Consider the following 17,299-nt stretch of genomic DNA (forward strand, 5'->3'; position numbering starts at 1 on the left):
GACACCCCTGATCAGACGCAGGCCCGCGGCGCGAAGCGGCAGATCGTCCACACCAAGCCGCGGCGCCCGGTACCGACTTCCTCTTCGTCGGTACCGGGCGCCGCGGCTTGGTGCGTTCTCTGCCTAGTGCTGCCGTCCGTGTTGGTGTGCTGGAGGAGTCACCCAGGACTGCGGGTTTCGAGGAGTCGGCCCCGGGGGCCCTGCGACCGGGTACTGGGGCACCTGTGGCGCGGGGTGGGCGGCCGGTGCGGGCTGTTGTGCGTAGTGACCGCCCTGGCCCCTCACGGTGGGAGGCTGGGATACGCAGCGCAGCTTGGTTCCCGCGTGCACGGTGACGCTCCACGCGGGTTGGTCGCTGAAGAGGCGCCACATGGGCTTGCCGTCCATGGTCGTCTTCTCGTACCGGCCAAGCCGGAAGCCGATCGTCACCCCCTGCTCGTCCTCCACCTCCATCTTGAGGCCGATCCACTCGGGATCCAGGTCCTCGATCGGCCGTTCAGTCAGCCCGTTACGCGTCATCCCTTCCCCTCTCATGCCGAGGCCGCGCTCTGCTCAGCCGGCCCGGCGGTCGCCGGTCCGGGAGACGCCGTGGCCGCCGCATTCGCTGGCGGGATCGGACGGGTAACAGGCTGGCCTGCTGCCGCCTCCTGTCCGGTCGACCGCGCCGCTGCGAGGCCGTGATCCAGCTTCCCGCGTTCCGGTGCTCTGTCCGGTCTGGCGGCGACCTTGCGGACGGTATCCACGGACTCGCCGAGCCGATCGGCCACTGAACGAACGCCGTCGAGCTTGAGCATCTGGCCGACGCTCTCGGTCTGTCGGTCCCGCAGTTCCTGCTTCGCGGTCTCGGCTTCGCCACGGAGCCGGGCGGCGTACGCGGCGATCTTCTCCTCAGCTTCCGTGGTGACGTCCGTGATCTCCTGCGCCGCTACTTCGTAGTCGGTCGCAAGGTCCTCCAGCTGACGCTCACGTGCCCAGTGCTCGGCCCGGCGCGCGCGTACTCTCTCGCGGGCCTCGACCTCGCGCGCCGATTTCCTCGGCCTGCGTTGAGCCATCGAACTTGCCTCCCCTGAGCGATGGGTTCTGGGCCATTGTGGCCGATGAATCCATCCCCGCCACATGGGGAATTGGTGGCCTTCTTCAAATGACGCGCTCAGAGGCAATCAGAGGCAATCAGAATGAATTGATCTTGCTTGTGGATAACGCGAACTGCGCGGTTTTCCGCAGGTCCGCTCAGGAGAGCGGACCTGCGGAAAACCGTGGCGCTTCGCGGTCCGCGAAGAAGGAAGGCGCAGGTCGGCTCGTTGGCTCGACTCGTTCCTCGCTCGCCAACTCCCCTTCCCTGCACCCCCCTTCTTCGCGGTCAAAGCTCTTGCATTCACAATGACACAAGGTAATCTGAGTGCATGATGACCATCCACAAGCTCTCCGCTGGGGATGGCTATCGCTATTACATGAGCGAGACCGCCACCGGAGATGTGCGCCGTTCTCCGGACCGCGACCTGGGTGATTACTACACGGCGGAAGGAAATCCGCCGGGCGTGTGGGTCGGCGGTGGGATCGCGGAATTGGGTGTCTCCGGGACGGTGTCCGAGGCGCAGATGGAGGCTCTTTATGGCGAGGGGCTGCACCCGAACGCGGATGAGATCATCAAGGCAGCCCTGGACGAGGGACTGTCGCTCGCCGAAGCCACGCGCCGGGCGCGCCTGGGGCGCCGCTATTACCGGTACGACCAGAACGCCGGCCCCCTCGCGGCGAAGATCCAGGACGAGATCGAGGCCTTCGAAGGCCGCACCGGGCGGGAGGCCACCGCCGATGAGCGGCGGCAGTTGCGCGCCAAGGCCGGCGCCATCGCCTTCCGGGCGGACTTCGGTCGTTCTCCCACGGACGCCGAGGAACTCGCCCGGTACATCAGTGCCAATACCGGTTCGAAGCAACAGGCGGTCGCCGCCTATGACTTGGTCCTTCGGGCGCCGGAGGACCTCAGCAAGGGGCTGTTCGGCGAGGGCGACGAGGACGTCTGCCGGATCGTGATGGAGTGCGACGAGGAGGCGGTCCTGGAGACCGTCACCTGGATCGAGGAGCACGCTCTCGCCACCCGGACGGGCATCAACGGCGTCGCCCAGGAAGACGTGAAGGGCGGGCTGGTCGCCACCCTCTTTCGACACCACGACAACCGGCTCGGCGAGCCCCTTCTCCACCATCACCTGGTCGTGGCGAACAAGGTCCTCGGGATCGACGGCAAGTGGCGCTCGATCGACGGAAAGCTGCTGTACGCGATGGGCGTTGCCGCCTCCGAGTTCTACAACCAGGTCGTAGTCGAGAAGGTGTGCGCGCGGCTCGGGCTGGAGGCCGAGGAGCGTGAGGTCACCCCGGGCAAGCGTCCGGTCATAGGGATCAAGGGCTTCGACCGCGGGGTGCTGCAGCCCCATTCGAAGCGCACGCGGGACATCGGCAGGCGGCTGGAGGAACTGCTGCGGGCTTACCGCGAGGAGCACGGTAAGGAGCCGGGGACTGCGGCCCGGATGGCGCTCATCCAGCAGGCGACACTGGAGACCAGGCCGACCAAGGCCAAGGGGCGGTCTCTGGCCCAGTTGCGTGCGACGTGGCGCAGGGCGGCCGTCGCCGCGGTCGGCCAGGAACGCGTTGATGCGCTGCTGCGCACGGCGCAGGCCCACGCATCCGCATCCGGTGACGGCGGCAGCGACCTTGCCGAGATAGACGTGGTGCAGGCTGCCGAGGATGTCCTTGCCGTGGTGTCCGAACAGCGAGCGGTGTGGGGCGAGCGGCACGTGCTGGCCGAGGCGCGACGGCACGTCGTACGGCTCACCCGGGGTCGCAGCACGGCGGCCGACGGGCTCGCCGAGCGGATCACCGAACGGGTGCTGTCGCATGGTTCGCTGAGCATCACACCGCCCGACCTGCACCGGCCGTTCGCCCCTCTAACGCGGGCCGGCGGCACGAGCATCTACCGGCGCCGCGAATCGGTCCTGTTCACCTCCCGGGAGGTCCTCGCCGCCGAGGACCGGGTCTTGAACGCGGCGCGCAGTGTGGTGGTCCCCGCTCTCGCCGGGGACCGGTTCACGGAGGTCGTCGACCGCTTCCAGGGCCATGAGCTGGATGCCGGGCAGCGTCGGCTCGCGAAGGCGTTCGCCTGCTCAGACCGGCTCGTTGTCGGCGGTATCGGCCCCGCCGGCGCGGGCAAGACCACTGCCTTGCAGCTTGTCCGCGACGCGGTGGCCGCCGGGGGCGGACGACTCATACCTCTTGCCCCCTCCTCGCGTGCGGCCAAGGTCATCGAAGGCGATCTCGATACCACCGCGTACACGCTTCATGGCTGGCTCGCCCAGCGCGACCGGCTGACCGAAGGCAGCATCGTCCACCGCGTCTTGAGACGGCGCAGAGGCAAACGCCGGAAGGGCGCCGCGGAAGAGTACGCGCTGCGCCCGGGCGACGTCGTCGTGGTGGACGAGGCGGGCATGGCGGGTTCACGGAATCTCGCGCGCGTCGTCGCCGAGGCGGAGTCCGCCGGCGCCCTGGTTCGGCTCATCGGAGACCCCGCGCAGCTCGGCTCAGTTGAGTCGGGAGGCCTGCTGCGCCAACTCGCCCGCGATGTTGGCGTGGTGGAACTGGAAGAGCTTCACCGCTTCCAGACCGAGGGCGAAGGGGAGGCAACCCTTGTCCTGCGCGATGGTGACCCGGCCGACGCGTGGCGCTGGTACCTGGACCAGGGGCGAGTCGTGGGCGGCAGCCGCGAGGAGATGCTCGACGCCGTCTTCGCCGGATGGCAACACGACATCGAGGCCGGTCTGAAAGCGCTGATGATGGCCGACGACGGCGAGATGGTCCGCGAACTCAACCTACGGGCCCAGGCATACCAACTCGCCTCCGGCCAGCTCGACCTGAGCCGGACCGCCCGGTTGCGCGACGAGCTCCAAGCCGCCGTCGGCGACGTCATCGTGACCCGAAAGAACCAGCGCAAACTCGCCCTGCTCGGAGGCCGCGACTATGTGAAGAACGGCGACCAGTGGGTGATCGAGCGGATCGACCGGCGCGGCAACGTCCGCGCCCGCCACACCGGCCACGGCGGACGGATCGTCCTGTCGCGCGGCTACCTGCGCAGGCACGCCGAACTCGGCTACGCGTACACGACGCACCGCGCCCAGGGCATCACCATGGACGCAGCCCACGGCCTCATCACCGCCCGCACCTCGCGGGAAGCCGCGTACGTCGAGGCGACCCGGGGGCGCCAGTCCAACCACATCTACGTCGTCACCGACGACGCCCAGAGCGTGCGCGACGTGCTGGACGCCGTGGCCCGCAGCAGCCTGGCCTCCATCTCCGCGCACGAGATGATCCAGGCTGAACAGGAACGCGCCTACAGCATCGGCCAACTCGTCGCCGAATACACCGACGTCTACGCCCGGGCCACCAGCCAGCGGCTGCAGAACCTCACCCGTCGGGTCCTCGGGCCTGAGGCGGAGATGTTCATCGCCGCGGAGGCCTGGGGGGTCGCCGAGCGGTCGCTGCGCGCCGCCGAGGCCGAAGGCTGGGACCTCGGCCGGCTCATCCGGGTCGCCTTCGACGAGAGGGACTTCGCGGACGCCGAAGACCCGGCTGCGGTGCTGGCCTGGCGCATCGACTACCGCGTCGAGGCTGGACGGCAGGCAGCCGAACGTGCCGCCCGCAAGGAGGCCGAGCCGGGTGGCAGCCGCCCGCTGAAGACGCTCAGCGCGGAACAGCTGCAGCGCCTCCTGGCGCTGGCCGAGCAGCACCGCCGGACCGCCTTGGAGGAACTGCTGCGTGCGGACGCCGCCGTCGACAGCCAGCCCGGGCCGGTCGTCGTGGACGGACTTCCCCATCCCGCCTGGCCCGACCGGACACACGGGCACCTCACGCGGGCCCAACTCGCCGCGGCCGTCGCCCAGGTGCGCGCCCGGATCCGCCGCGCGGAACACGAAGGGGACCACGAAAGCGAACGCGCCGCTACTGCGGAACACGCACTGTTGCGGCGCGAGCAGCGGCTGCGCCGGGCGATGCCCGCACGCGACCGGATGCGCGAGGACTGGCAGCGTGAACCTGTTCGCGGGGCCAGCCACACGGCCCGCCAGCCTGTGGAAGCCACCCGCGCCGAGCGCACTGCCAACCTCCACCGCCAGGACATGGCCCGGGAACGACTCAAGCGTGCCCAACTCATCGCCGCCAAGATCCGAGTCGAACAACGGCTGCGCGACGAACTCCCGGACGGTCCGCCACCCGTCCTGGACAACAGCAGTCACCTGCCTGACTGGATCGCTCCCTCGACCGCCGTACGGGACATGGACACCCCGGAGGGCTGGCGTCAGCACCTGGTCGAGCGCCGCCTCGTGCTCTCCGAGCGACTGGAGCAGATGGGACTCGCCCTGGCCGAGTCCCCTCCACCGTGGGCCCGGGTCCTCGGCCCGGTCCCCGTGGCGGGAACCGAACTACGTGAACAGTGGGAGCGCACCGCAGCGGTGGCAGAAGTGTGGCGCATCCGCCACGCTCTGGCAGACGACGTTCCCGGCATTGGTGAGCAGCCGGCCGATCCCCGCGACGCGCATGCCTGGTCGATCTTCCAGCAGCGCATCGCCGAGGTCGGCCGCCGTGCCCGCGCGTCTGCCGCCGCGCGGCACCGGCCAGACGAGCCGTCCGGCGGGATGCGGATCGCCGCCCGCACGGCTGAGAACTTCCAGTACCGGCTGCTCGACGCCCATGTATCCGAGCCGGAGGACCGCGAGGCGGTATCGGCCGCCGCCGCTGCGTTCGCCGAACTCGCCCTGCGCCGGGCGCTGGAAGGACGGGAGCCCGCAGAGGAGTGGGTCGAGCAGATACCTGCGCCGGACGCTGAGGACAGCACTCAGCAGGAGCAATGGAAGCAAGTCGTCGCCGCACTCGCCACCTATCGGATGCTGAACGAGATCGACTCCGACGAGCCTTTGGGAGAGACTCCTGATGAGGCCGAAGAGCGGGAGCGGTGGGCCGAGTTGCACGAGGCCATGACGCTCTTCCAGCGGGCCCGCATCCAGCAGCGCTTGGAAGAAGTACGCGCCCACCGAGACGCCGAGCGAGCCCGGCGCGGCCTGGCCCCCGTCACACCAGGCGTGCCTTCGGATGATGCCGTCCGCCGGCGGCGGACCGACACCGCACAGGACGAACAGAACCGGCGCCACGGCCCCAGCTCGGGACCACGCAGGGGACCGGGAATGTGAGTGAGGAGAAGAAGGAATGGACGAGAAGGCGACCACCAACGAAGGACTCACCAAACAGCAGCGGGAACTGCTCACGCAGTTCGCCGCCCGGCGAGCTGCCCGGATGGCCGTGGCCTCCGGACAAGCACCAGAGCAGTCGGAACTTGAGTCCCGTCTGCGCGAGATGGACGAGGCCTTCGCGGCACACCCAGACCGCGACAGCCCGCTGGTGCAGGAGAATCACGAACTCAGGCGGTACACAGCGATCCTCGAAGAAGCCATACGTGCCTTGATGGCCGGCGAATTGGTCGCAGACACGACGCAATAGGCCCTCGTATGCGCGCGGGACCCCGTCGCCAATCGGCACGCCTGGTTCGCGTGACCGGTCTGACCTATGACCTTGCCGTCACACGGCAGGTCAGCGGTCGGTGCACCGACTGGCCAGGCCGCGGCTATCGTGATTCACATGCCGTCGACGCACCTGCTGATTATCGGAGACCGAGCCGCCCTGAGCTGGGTGCTGACCGAGCAGCGGATGGCGTTCCCGGCTGGGCGGTCAAAGGCGGCCCGTGCGCTGGAAGAGGGCGACGAGATCTTCCTTTACACCACCAGGAGTTGCTTCCGGAACCCGACTCGTGACCTGGGACGCGTCATCGGCAGGGCAGCGGTCGCAAGTCCGGTACGAGCTCTCGGCGAGCCGGTGACCTTTGGCGATCGCTCCTTCACGGAAGGCTGTCACCTGGAGGTGTCCGGACTGGCCCGGTTCCGTGAGGGGCTGGTTCTGCGTGATCTGGTGCCGCGGCTGTCGGTCTTCCCCGATCCGGCTACGTGGAGCGTCCACATGCGGCGGGCGTCGCTGACTCTCCCGCCGGGCGACGCCGATCTGGTGCGTACGGAGCTGGAGCCGCTGTTGCGCCCCTACAACGAGGCCGTCGAGGAGTACCGCTGGGGGTCGGTTTCGGCAAGGAAGCCCTAACGGCTGGGTTCGCTGTCAAAGGCCTCGATCAGATGACAACGGACACATGGAGCCGGTCTCTCCTGAGAGGCGGGAGCCCAACGCTGTGTTCCATCGCCTTGTGAACCTCGGGTCGTCGGTTGGCCGCTATCCTCGTACGCGCCGCACGGCGGACGGAACACCGCCTAGCCCCTGCAGCGACCAACGTCGGGAATTGAATCGGTCACGTCCCACTCGACCAACTCGGCGCCTTCGAGCTGGTGGTGGGCCTGCTTAACACGCTTGCGCTGGTTGTACGACTCTCTGCCTCGAATCCCCACCGGACTGGACCCCGTGGTGTGGAGCACGGAGACCTCCATGACCGCCGAGGCGTCCCCGCTGCGCCCCAGCCAGCGGGAGGAGAACGCGGCGACGGTGTCACCTGGTCGACGAGCGAGCCGATCCTTGACGCCCGCTATCGTCTTGAATGGCGCTTCCGGGCCGGGCCCGAACGGAACGTGAATCAAAGGGAGTTCAGATGGACGAGGTGCGCCCCAGCGACCAGATGCGCAACCTCGGTGTCGTCCAGCAAGGCGCACCCATCTTGGCCGAGCGGGCCCGGCCCTTCAGCCTCCCCGCCGACCACGACGCAGCCGAACAGGCCGTCGAGAGACTCTTCACCTCCATAGAGCGCATCGCCCAGGTCCACACCTTCGCCAAGGGTATGGGTATCGCAGCCCCCCAGATCGGTATCAGCCGCGCGGCTGCCGTCGTCCAGCCCCCCGGGCAGGGAGCAGACGCCATCGTTCTGCTCAACCCCCGTGTCACCGAGGCCGCCGTAGAGACCGACGAACAATTCGAAGGTTGCCTCAGCTTTTTCAACGTGCGCGGCATGGTCCCTCGCCCCCTGCGGATCACCGTGGAGACCACGAACCTCGACGGCACCAGGACGAGCAAGGTCTACGAGCGCGGCCTGGCCCGTCTCATCCAGCACGAGATCGACCACCTTGACGGCAAGCTGTACACGGCCCGGATGCGCCCCGGAGTCGATCCGATCTCAGTGGAGCAGTACCGGCAGACGGGCCTTATCTACAGCTGTCAAGCATCTGCGCAGGCAGACAGGTTGTGGCGGCATCAGGTACATGAGGCACGTGGCCTTTCTGGAGCTGAGCGAGGAGCACGCCAGTGACCACACCGTCCACCGCCAGCGACACCATGAAGTCGATCGGCATCGTGCAGGAAGGGACCCCCGTCCTCACCGACCCGGCCCGCCCCTTCGAACTCCCACGAGAAGCCGCGGAGGCCCGGGAGATCGTGGCGGCGCTCCATGCGGCCGCCGACCGTGCGGCGACAGTGCACACCTTCAGCAAGGGGATGGGCGTAGCCGCTCCACAAATCGGGGTCGGTCGGCGTGTGGCCATCGTCCGGCCGGCCGAGGGCGATGCCATCACTCTTTTGAACCCCGTGGTGGTCGAGGAGTCGTCAGACACCGATGAGCAGTTCGAGGGTTGCCTGTCGTTCTTCGATGTCCGCGGCAAGGTTCCCCGCCCGCGCACGCTGTGGGTGCGGTATCAGGACTTCGACGGGCAGCGTCAGACGACGATCTTCACCGATGGGCTCGCCCGGCTGGTCGCCCACGAAGTCGATCACCTGGACGGGGTGCTCTATGTCGCGCGGATGGCTCCCGGCAGCAGCACGATCTCGGTGGCCGAGTACAAGGGCACGGGACAGAACTGGCGGTACAGCCCGCGCTCCGGGGGATAGGTCAAAACAGCCGTGGCACAGTGGCACGCCGGGCATCTGCGGGTGCCACAGGTGCTGTCCGCTGTCGTAGACGTGCAGGGTGAATGTCCCCGGTCCCGGCCGGTCGGCTTCGTCATAGGCGTCCAGGACACGCTCGATGCGCTCCCACAGCCGCAGCGGGCCGGCCTCGCGCACCTTCCAACCGCCGTCGCACGGGGTGAGGGTGGTGGCTGAGCCGGTCACCACGTCGACCAGGTGCACCCGGCCCGCTGAACCAGCCGTCGCGCGCTCTCCCACGCGTCGATGCTGACGACCCGCTCGCCGCCGTACACCAAGCGGTAACAAGAGGATCAGAACTCCAGATGAGAGTAATCATGCGCCAGATCCGCGCGGTATCGTACGAATCCCAGACGTCCACGCAAGGTCGCAGCCAGTAGCAGACCGGCTCGAACACGCCCCGAAATAGGTGCCTGGATCACCGCTGACATCGGGTAGATGCCGACAAGGGGACGTTGCTTCGATCCGGTGAACTGCCACTCCGGGTCGCTCTCTCGTTCCCCCACGGCCACGAGAAAAGGCCGGTCCAGGGACGACTGTGACTCCTGGGTGGCCTCATACGAGAGGATCTTCAAGTCCGCTCTGAATCCTATCTTTCCTGTGGAAGAGGACGTGCTGTTCATCTTCGTCGGCCACAAGGACCAGGCTATGGGCGGCGGTTTAGAGTTGCCGTCGGCATTAGACAGAGACAGGCCAACCACCGCTTTTTCGATCAGCTGGGGCGTGGGATGGAAGCTCACGACGATGTGTATCAGGACGAACCGGCTAGTTCGAGCTTCATGCTCGATGAACTTCCTCAGTTCCTCATCCTTGATCTCCCGCGGCCGGATCGGGATGAATTCGGGTCGCCCGAGTGAGATGATACCAGTAAGCTTTTCACTGCTTACCTGCCCGCCGAGTTCTAGGCGCGGTGTTAGGACCACGTCCTCAAGAGCCGCAGTCGGTTGTGGGATCTCTTGAACCAGGTGATCCCTGGGCATGTGGATCTACCTCCAGTCACCGATCAGGATGAAGGCCGCCCAGTCGCGATATTCAGGAAACGCGGCCCGGGTAACCGACTGGGCGTGCCGGAAGGCAGCGAGCTTGCTGCTCCCGCGCCCGATCTCTGAGTAAAGTGTAACGAAGAACAAGCTGGCCGTGTCTGACTTGACGGGCCATAGTGCCCCCAGCACGGTTCGGGCACCAGCGCGGAGGAACGCGGCGGCGAGCCCGTACAGGTTGTCGTTTAGGTCGTAGCGAAAGAGGGCGGACTCGCAGGCGCTCAGTGTCACCAGTTCAGTCCCGCGAAGGTCGCACCTCAAGATGTCATGCGCATACAAGCGGCCATTCGAGCCATCTGCGTTAGACAAGAACAGGCAGTGGAATGCGGGCGCATCCAGATTATGGGCACCGTGCGCTGCGATATGGACGTATTCGCTTTGCTCGACCAGATCCCGTACGGCTGACGGCGTCGCGCTGCTGCCGACAAGTACCATGGCCTGCATCGCTTCGGCGATGTTCTTCACTTGCGAGTGCAGTGCTGGCTCACTGTATAGCCCATATTCAACTCCGCCGTCTGCGCACCCTACTACCAGGAAACGGCGCTCGCGGAATCTATAGGATGGGGAGAAAAGAGACTCAAGCGAAGGGATCACCGTGACAGCAAAGCGGTCAGCGACAATCCCGTCTTGCCATGGCAGGAGCTGGAATGGCAAGAAATAGAGTGACTGATGCGGCCATATGCAAAGGTGTGATGTCGAAGCAGATTCGGCCCTGCACAGAAATTTCAGCAGCGGCTCAAAGTAACTCGCCATCTGCCGGAGATGTTCTGCGGCGTCTCGCCCTACGGGCCGGTGGACAGGGTCCTCTAGCAGGGCTCGACGAAGCCCGGCCACGCGCATTCCGAACTCGGAGAACTGGATGATCCCCCGGCCAGTACTACCCCGCTCTACCAGCGCCTGAGTGTCCAATACGGCCGGATCTTCCGGATCGAATACCGCCATCCCGTACGAGCTATGGTGATCGTATATAGTCCCGAAGAATCCCTTTGCTTTAACCAGTCGGTACACGCCTTCCCCTGGCCCGCGGGCCCCGATTACGCCGAAGCAGATCGATGCCAGGAGTGTTGTCTCAGGCAGGACTCGCGAGATAGCTACTGAAGACCGGTAACGGGCTGCTACCTCGCGCCCGGCTGCCCTGAACGACAGCGTGCCGGACATGAGCCGGCTCGTATCCATACGTTGGTACTGGCGGTACTGGTTTCTCAGTACCTCTACTGCTGACTTTCCCTGCTGCAACTCACGTTCACTCATGAAGGCGCCGAGCATACCTTCAACATCGGCCAGGGGTACTCCTTCCCATTCGCGCACCGCAGCATCAGCGTCAGCGGCGACAGTGCCATGGCTTTCCTGCTCAAGCTGGGTGATGTCCGAGAGCAGCATGCGCCCCCCCGCCGACTCGCTGGCGGGTCCAGGATTCGTGAGGGCAGCTGCAAGGCTTCGACCTTTGAGGGCCTGCATGATGCAGGTCAGGGCATCGGGGCTCGCTCTGCCCGCGTGGCTCAGCGCGGCCAAGATTTGCACCCATGACCGCCTCAAGTACTCACGAGGGTTCTCATCCAGCAGCCCGTAAACATCATCTGAGGTCGCGAGTAGCTTCTCAATGGTTTTCCACCCGACGTTTTCGCCGATGGATTCGAGGTCCAGGTGGCGCCTGAAGAAGGCCCAGTGTGTCTGCCACGCTGTTAGGCTGGCCAGGTCGAAATAGCCAGTCTCGATATAGTATGAGAGAGTTAGGATCAGATATCGGATAGCGGCCGCGGCATCACCCTCGCTCAGCGAGTCCGCAGCAAGCCGCATAGTCGCATCAGCAGCGACAACCTGGAACAGGTCATAGAAGCCAGCATCCGGCCCGCTGCTCATTAGGCCGAATGCCCCTTCGGTCGCCATCGACGGGTGGTGCGCGACCGCGTGCAAGATCGCCGCGCTGAGCTGTCCTGGACGCCATCCCTGTTCTGCCGCACGCTCGCGCAGGACGGCGAGGCTGATTACAGTCTTATAATCTGAACATTTGGTGGGGTCGTCTGAGAGTGCGTGTGCTCGTATAAGCTCGAAGAAATTACGGTCAGTGTCCCGTAGCCGCGAAAGGACTGTAGGCGTGTCTTCACCTCTTCCTCCTTCCTTGTGCTCGCTAAGCAGCTCATGCGTCAGTGGTACGACAGGTTGGGGACTCCCTGCATTAAGCATCACTCGGAAGAGCGTCGTATTAACGGTCACCGCCAGATGAAAGCCGTAGTAGTTCACGGCGGCACCGAATGACCAAGAGGTAAACGGCAGACGAGCCTCAAAGTGTGAAGCGTCGCCGTAGATGGCGAGCAACTGGAGCAGCCGCGCACAGGCCAGAGTATCGCTCTCCTCAGAGGGCATGAGGGAAGCCGCCTCGTAACAGTAGTCGCGGATACGATCCTTGTCCGCCGAGCCTTCGAAAAACAGCGCGGAGTACAGGGCAAATGCCCGATGTACGAGCACATAACCCCGGTCCGCGCCGTTCAGGAGCGCTGCCGCCTCGCAAAGGTACCGATCAACCCGGTCCAGCTCCTCGGCGTGAGGAGGCATCTCATTACCGATTTCCTCATGAACCTTCCAGGCTCTGCGCTCCTGCCTATTCCTGGGAAGTGAGCGCAGCCAGCCGAAGTTAGAATTCCTGACGTCGAGCGCTGGATCGGCTGCATATGGTTCCAGGTGGAATCTCGACGCCGCTATAAGTGCATTACCCAGCTTAGTGTCATCACTCAAAGTGCGAGCATCTGCGACGAGCTTCTCTGCAACAGGTGAAGCCTGCCGGTACAGTTCGGCGTCGGCACGCTCCATGAGTACCTGAGTTGCCGTGGCAAGGAAAACGCGACCGGTTTCGTAGAACATGTCAGGCCGATCCGGAAATCTGACTGCCACCCAGTCACAGAGAAGCGAAGCGGCGATATGACCCATCTCAATGTCGAGAGTGCAGCTTATTTTCCACGCCAGGGTAATCGCGCTCTTCAGGCTCATGTTCGAGAGAAGGTCGCCATCGGTAACGGCGCGGCGGCGGGCCTCCGCGAGCGAAATCGTTTCCTGCGAAACCAGGCGAGTCAGTTGCAGGAACTGCGGAGCGCCCTTCCCTGACCCCAGCCCGGAGCTGTCGCCGTCAGGCACGATTGATTCCCCGGTCGGCGATGCTGCGCTCGGTGGCCCTGTAGATCTCGGCCAGACCTGCCATAGGCAGGTCTGCGACTCCAAACATGGTATACAGCGACATAGCACCACCCTGTTGCTGCAGTACAACATGTCTCCAGTACTGCACATCATGACATTGGTATTGTTCTCCGGTGGTCAGACGTCAGGTAGTAATCGGCCTGGTTGGGGCGGAGATAGAGAGGTGTGTATGCCTGAAGCATGTGATACCGCCAGTAAGAATTCCAGCTCGGCGGCTACGTCCTCTAGGCTCACCACGAGATCCAGCACATCGCCTCCAGGTCTGCAGTGAGTCGATCAAGAGCTAAGAATTGTGATGGGGCTCTGATTCCACTCTGACGCAGCCCATGCCCCAGCGCATCCTCGACACTGCGGCGGCTCGGCTCCTGTCCGCAGACCGGCACAGTCGCGGCGTCGCGAAGTTGCAGGCGGTAGAGGACTTCCCGCCGTACAAGGGGAGCCAGCAGTGCCAGAGAGAAGTCAGCCATGCTCAGCAGGGAATCTGCCGATCCACCCACTGCTCCATGGTCTCCGGCCGGCCGCCGGCCTCCCTGGCCTTGCGCCATTGCTTGAGATGGTTTGGGCACAGACCCGGGGGCGAGTCGCTCGCGACCGTGCAGCCGCTCACGCGGCAGTCCGGCTCCACTGTTCACGGACCGCAGTGGCATTCTGCCGCGAGTAGCGCCGCCACTCGTCGCGATGCCCGGCGCACAAGCCGCGAGAGCTGGCCGCCCGCTGACACCCTTGGGCGTCATGCGTGACCGCGCAGCCGCTGGCCCGCGTCGGCGCTCGGCGGGCTGTGGTGGCCACGTGCGTCGCGGCGAACTCCTCCTTGTTCATCCCACTGCGTCTGTAGGCAGTCGTGCAGGTCATGCAGAACCCGTTGCGGGTGGTGATCCCGATACCGCAGGTGGCAACGCGGCACGGCCACGCGCACGTAGCCTCATTGAAGAGATCACCGCGGAAGAGCCAGTTGGGACCGTCCCACTCGTCCGGCCGCCATGGATCGAGCAGTTCCTTCTCCAGCCAGGTGGTCCAGGCACCGTGCCCGACGGGGAAGTCTGCAACGACGACGTTCTCACCAGCGCGTACAGCCGTCATCATGCGACACCCCCGTGGCGCGCTGCGACGTTCTCGACTGCGGCACGTTTGTCCGCATCGCTGGCGTGGATGTACGGCACCATCGACGAGGAAGAAAGATGACCGAGGAGCTTCTGCACTACATCCCGCGGTTGTCCCGCCCGGATCCACGCGGTCGCCGCCCCATGCCGCAGCATGTGGGGGCGCGCCGTCAACTCGGCCCTCCGCGCCAAGCGATCGAACAGGTCCTTGGCCGTCGAATAGGTCATGCCACGGCCCAGCACGCCCCGGAAGAGGTTGACGAACACCATGTCGCCAGCTGCCGCCTCGGGGATCTGCTCGCGTTCTTAGACGTACTCCGTGTACAGAGCGACCAGTTCCTCGATCACCGGCACCGACCGCGGCTCGCGGGACTTCGCCAAGGCCCCGTTCTCGTTCAGCCGGCGCCGTACATGGACGTGCGGACCTTCGACGCGGCAGCCCAAGGAGCGGGAGTTCGACAGCAGGTGCATGTCCTCCCTGCGCAGACCGAGTGCCTCTCCGATGCGAAGAGCCGTGCACCACAGGAGAGCCACCAGGAACCGGTCACGGGCGTGATCCGTGACGGCGAGCAACTGCTCGACTTCCTCGAACGTCAGCCAGTCGATGCCATCGTTCACCACGACGAACTTCAACTCGCGGGCGCGTACCGTGCGGAACTGCCCGTCCTCGCCGGCGTTGTAGCCGGGCGGGAGATAGGTGAGGTACTTCTGCTGCGTCAGCTGGGCGGCTACCTCGGCCGGAACCCAGCCGTAGCGGGCACCGAATCGCAGCAGCTCACAGACAGTGGTCATCACCGCGTTCGCGGTCTCCTCTGAACGGAACCGCTGCTGACCGCCGCCGTCACGCCGTCGGGACGGGAGCGGCTCCTGCACCAGCCTGCGCATGAACCGCGCGAGCTGCCCCAGCGTGGGTTGGGACCAGTCCACACCGTGGGCCGCGCAGGACGTCAGGTACAGAGCCGACCGGCCTGCGTAGACACGTTCGGTGTTCCACGACAGGTGTCGCGCGCGGAGCGAGTCGAGGTAGGCCGAAGCCTCACGGTGAAGCTCATAGATACTGTCGTCGATCACGACCCAGGAGAAGGACCCGTCCGCAGGAGAGATGGCCCTCTCCGCGCGGTAGACCGTCGTCGACGTGCCAGACGTAACTGATATGCCTTGCAAACCCTCGGATACCTTCCAGGAACGTGAAGATCCCCTCCAGAACCAGAGGTGCCAGAGGGGAACAAGCTCCTGTAGTTAACCGGTCAGTCTTGGGCCTACGAGCCCTGACCCGCTTGCTGCCCGGCGTGACCACAACGGCCCGTCCCCGGTCGTCGACCACGAGCTAAGGGGGCGCCATGCCGTAGGCGTACGCCAGGATGACTAGGCATGACCCTCCATGAAGAGGAACGCCCTGACACGGTGGGCGACGACTTCGAGATCGAGCCTTGGTATCCGTCGGACCTGATGCGCGAACTGCACGCCCTGCGGGCGATGCCCAACGCTCAGCGCCGGGGCTACAAGCTGGAAGCACTACTGCAACGGGCGTTTCAGCGGGCTCACTTCCAAGCCGCCCACAATCCGAAGATGGCAGAACCCCGACAGACGGACTTCGCGGTCATCTCCCACAACCACCGGTACCTATGCGAAGCGAAGTGGGAGAGCCGACCCACCGGAACCGACGATGTCGACGCGATCCGCAGTCGCCTGAAACGTTCCGGAGGCACTGTTGTGGGCCTGCTGTTCACCATGTCCGGGATCACCGATCAGGCTGCTGAGGAGATCGTGAGGGATCGCAGGGACGGGCTGGTTCTGGTGTTCGACGAGTCCGACATCCGCCTTGCTTTGAGCTCCCCGCACGAATTGGAGCGCCATCTTCGTCTGAAGCAGGATGAACTTGTCGTCCACGGGCGTGTCCATCGTGGTGAGAACGCATTTGAGGCCGCGAGGGCCGCCCGCCGATCGCGCACGAAGATAGAGCAGTTGCCCACGAGCTGCTACAGGCTGCTCAGCGCCGACGGGAAAGAACTGCCGTGGTTCCACGGCGCAGGAGGATTCAGCCTCGGGGTTTTCTGCCTCGACCTGCCCGATGTCGACTGGGTGCCGGCAGCGGGTAGCGGCGTGTGTCTGGATATGCCGATTGCTACTGGGGACCAGCGTGACGTCCTCCGCCTTCTGGTCTCGCTGAGTGAACTCGGGTGGACGGGAAACCGGAGTCAGTGGAGCATCCACCAGCATGGCCGCAACTGGCATGGTTGTGGCGCGGATACCTTTGCGGAGGCTCTCAGGAAATGGAAGGAACGAACCAGGCAGCTTGAAGATCCTCACCACAGCGAGGAGTTCGTCTACTTCGAAGTCTGTGACGGCGGGTTCTACACCGTGTCCGGCAGCGTCTCTGCAGAACGAACGCGCGCCGTCGTGCGCTGCAATGTCTCTTTCCAACTCATTGGAATGCCGCTGGACCCTGGCGCGCTGCAGCAACTATACCGGCGGCTCGACGTTCCCAGCCGTGGCTACTTCCGTCCGTTGGTTGAACGGTCAGTCACCCGGCAGCGCTTCGATGACCGAGTTCCGCTTCAGGTGCTGGGATATGTCGTTGAGCCTGCTGGCCAACGCTGGCCCCTGGAAGACTGGGTCGTCGGCCTCCTGGCAGTCAATCCCTACCAGGACACTGATCTTCAGCCGCCGGATGAGCTGGCTCGGGACCTGGAAGGCTCAGGCGTGATCGTATGCGCCCTGCGCTCGCACCATCCGCTGAGCAAGCCGAAGGAGCGCTACGAACTGTGGTCGTACGAGCGCGCTAGGACCTCGGACGCTCACGCGCTGCGCGTTGTCGCCGAGTGGTGGGAGCCAGAGGACAACGTCGAGTAGGAGCCGACTGATATGCGGGCCGGAGCTGGCGATGCCAGCCTCCAGGTTCTGGAGGATTCGGCTCAGGATTCTTCACCGGCATAGGCGGTGTCCGGACGTGATGGGCCTGGCCGTGAACAGAGTGGGTGCGAGCGGCCGGGCCCCGGGGGTGGGGGCCCGGCATCGTCGCCATGGACG

13 protein-coding genes are annotated in these 17,299 nt (G+C 65.3%); 6 read left to right on the forward strand and 7 right to left on the reverse strand.

Translation table 11 applies throughout. From position 1 onward, the window contains the following. Positions 1 to 123: 123 nt before the first annotated feature. Both K1J60_RS05985 and K1J60_RS05990 read right to left on the reverse strand, forming a co-directional pair. Entirely contained in the window at positions 124 to 519 is a 396-nt protein-coding gene (locus K1J60_RS05985) for a hypothetical protein (RefSeq protein WP_220645251.1), read from the reverse strand. Positions 520 to 530: 11 nt separating this feature from the next. Beyond that, positions 531 to 1,052: a hypothetical protein gene (locus tag K1J60_RS05990; protein WP_220645252.1), complete on the reverse strand. Its 522-nt coding sequence runs from the start codon at positions 1,050 to 1,052 to the stop codon at positions 531 to 533. A 351-nt stretch (positions 1,053 to 1,403) separates the two neighbouring features. Between K1J60_RS05990 and mobF the strand changes: the two genes are divergently transcribed. From mobF to K1J60_RS06015, 5 genes are all read left to right on the forward strand, one after another. Beyond that, on the forward strand, positions 1,404 to 6,227 hold the full coding sequence (gene mobF / locus K1J60_RS05995) for a MobF family relaxase (RefSeq protein ID WP_220645253.1): 4,824 nt from the start codon (positions 1,404 to 1,406) through the stop codon (positions 6,225 to 6,227). Between the two features lie 16 nt (positions 6,228 to 6,243). Beyond that, the gene (locus K1J60_RS06000; protein ID WP_220645254.1) at positions 6,244 to 6,534 is read left to right on the forward strand and encodes a hypothetical protein; all 291 of its coding nucleotides are present in this window, start codon (positions 6,244 to 6,246) and stop codon (positions 6,532 to 6,534) included. Between the two features lie 138 nt (positions 6,535 to 6,672). Then, a complete protein-coding gene (locus K1J60_RS06005) occupies positions 6,673 to 7,182 on the forward strand; it encodes a hypothetical protein (protein ID WP_220645255.1) in 510 nt (169 codons plus the stop codon). Between the two features lie 496 nt (positions 7,183 to 7,678). Further along, positions 7,679 to 8,329, forward strand: a complete 651-nt coding sequence (locus K1J60_RS06010; RefSeq protein ID WP_220645256.1) for a peptide deformylase — start codon at positions 7,679 to 7,681, stop codon at positions 8,327 to 8,329. Continuing rightward, entirely contained in the window at positions 8,326 to 8,904 is a 579-nt protein-coding gene (locus K1J60_RS06015; RefSeq protein WP_220645257.1) for a peptide deformylase, read from the forward strand. Before K1J60_RS06010 ends, K1J60_RS06015 begins: the two co-directional genes overlap by 4 nt. Before the next feature lie 329 nt (positions 8,905 to 9,233). Here K1J60_RS06015 and K1J60_RS06020 read toward each other — a convergent pair whose 3' ends face one another. The 5 genes from K1J60_RS06020 to K1J60_RS47080 all read right to left on the reverse strand — a co-directional run bounded on the left by K1J60_RS06020 (position 9,234) and on the right by K1J60_RS47080 (position 15,340). Continuing rightward, the gene (locus tag K1J60_RS06020) at positions 9,234 to 9,920 is read right to left on the reverse strand and encodes a hypothetical protein (protein WP_220645258.1); all 687 of its coding nucleotides are present in this window, start codon (positions 9,918 to 9,920) and stop codon (positions 9,234 to 9,236) included. A 6-nt stretch (positions 9,921 to 9,926) separates the two neighbouring features. Next, positions 9,927 to 13,109 carry a CHAT domain-containing protein gene (locus tag K1J60_RS06025; RefSeq protein WP_220645259.1) on the reverse strand — a complete coding sequence of 1,061 codons (3,183 nt, stop codon included), beginning with the start codon at positions 13,107 to 13,109 and terminating at the stop codon, positions 9,927 to 9,929. A gap of 663 nt (positions 13,110 to 13,772) precedes the next feature. Then, positions 13,773 to 14,252 carry a hypothetical protein gene (locus K1J60_RS06030; protein ID WP_220645260.1) on the reverse strand — a complete coding sequence of 160 codons (480 nt, stop codon included), beginning with the start codon at positions 14,250 to 14,252 and terminating at the stop codon, positions 13,773 to 13,775. Beyond that, the gene (locus tag K1J60_RS47075; protein ID WP_398684225.1) at positions 14,249 to 14,563 is read right to left on the reverse strand and encodes a tyrosine-type recombinase/integrase; all 315 of its coding nucleotides are present in this window, start codon (positions 14,561 to 14,563) and stop codon (positions 14,249 to 14,251) included. Before K1J60_RS47075 ends, K1J60_RS06030 begins: the two co-directional genes overlap by 4 nt. 12 nt (positions 14,564 to 14,575) lie before the next feature. Continuing rightward, complete coding sequence (locus tag K1J60_RS47080) at positions 14,576 to 15,340, reverse strand: tyrosine-type recombinase/integrase (RefSeq protein ID WP_398683129.1); 765 nt, start codon at positions 15,338 to 15,340, stop codon at positions 14,576 to 14,578. A gap of 300 nt (positions 15,341 to 15,640) precedes the next feature. Between K1J60_RS47080 and K1J60_RS06040 the strand changes: the two genes are divergently transcribed. Beyond that, entirely contained in the window at positions 15,641 to 17,122 is a 1,482-nt protein-coding gene (locus K1J60_RS06040; protein ID WP_220645261.1) for a restriction endonuclease, read from the forward strand. Positions 17,123 to 17,299 lie beyond the last annotated feature (177 nt).

Origin of the sequence: Streptomyces akebiae (assembly GCF_019599145.1) — a bacterium.
In the GTDB taxonomy this organism is placed as follows: Bacteria; Actinomycetota; Actinomycetes; order Streptomycetales; family Streptomycetaceae; genus Streptomyces; species Streptomyces akebiae.

Coding starts and splice junctions, on each gene's coding strand:
- K1J60_RS05985 (WP_220645251.1), bottom strand. CDS start 519: ATGACGCGTAACGGGCTGACTGAACGGCCGATCGAGGACCTGGATCCC.
- K1J60_RS05990 (WP_220645252.1), bottom strand. CDS start 1,052: ATGGCTCAACGCAGGCCGAGGAAATCGGCGCGCGAGGTCGAGGCCCGC.
- mobF (WP_220645253.1), top strand. CDS start 1,404: ATGATGACCATCCACAAGCTCTCCGCTGGGGATGGCTATCGCTATTAC.
- K1J60_RS06000 (WP_220645254.1), top strand. CDS start 6,244: ATGGACGAGAAGGCGACCACCAACGAAGGACTCACCAAACAGCAGCGG.
- K1J60_RS06005 (WP_220645255.1), top strand. CDS start 6,673: ATGCCGTCGACGCACCTGCTGATTATCGGAGACCGAGCCGCCCTGAGC.
- K1J60_RS06010 (WP_220645256.1), top strand. CDS start 7,679: ATGGACGAGGTGCGCCCCAGCGACCAGATGCGCAACCTCGGTGTCGTC.
- K1J60_RS06020 (WP_220645258.1), bottom strand. CDS start 9,920: ATGCCCAGGGATCACCTGGTTCAAGAGATCCCACAACCGACTGCGGCT.
- K1J60_RS06030 (WP_220645260.1), bottom strand. CDS start 14,252: ATGATGACGGCTGTACGCGCTGGTGAGAACGTCGTCGTTGCAGACTTC.
- K1J60_RS06040 (WP_220645261.1), top strand. CDS start 15,641: ATGACCCTCCATGAAGAGGAACGCCCTGACACGGTGGGCGACGACTTC.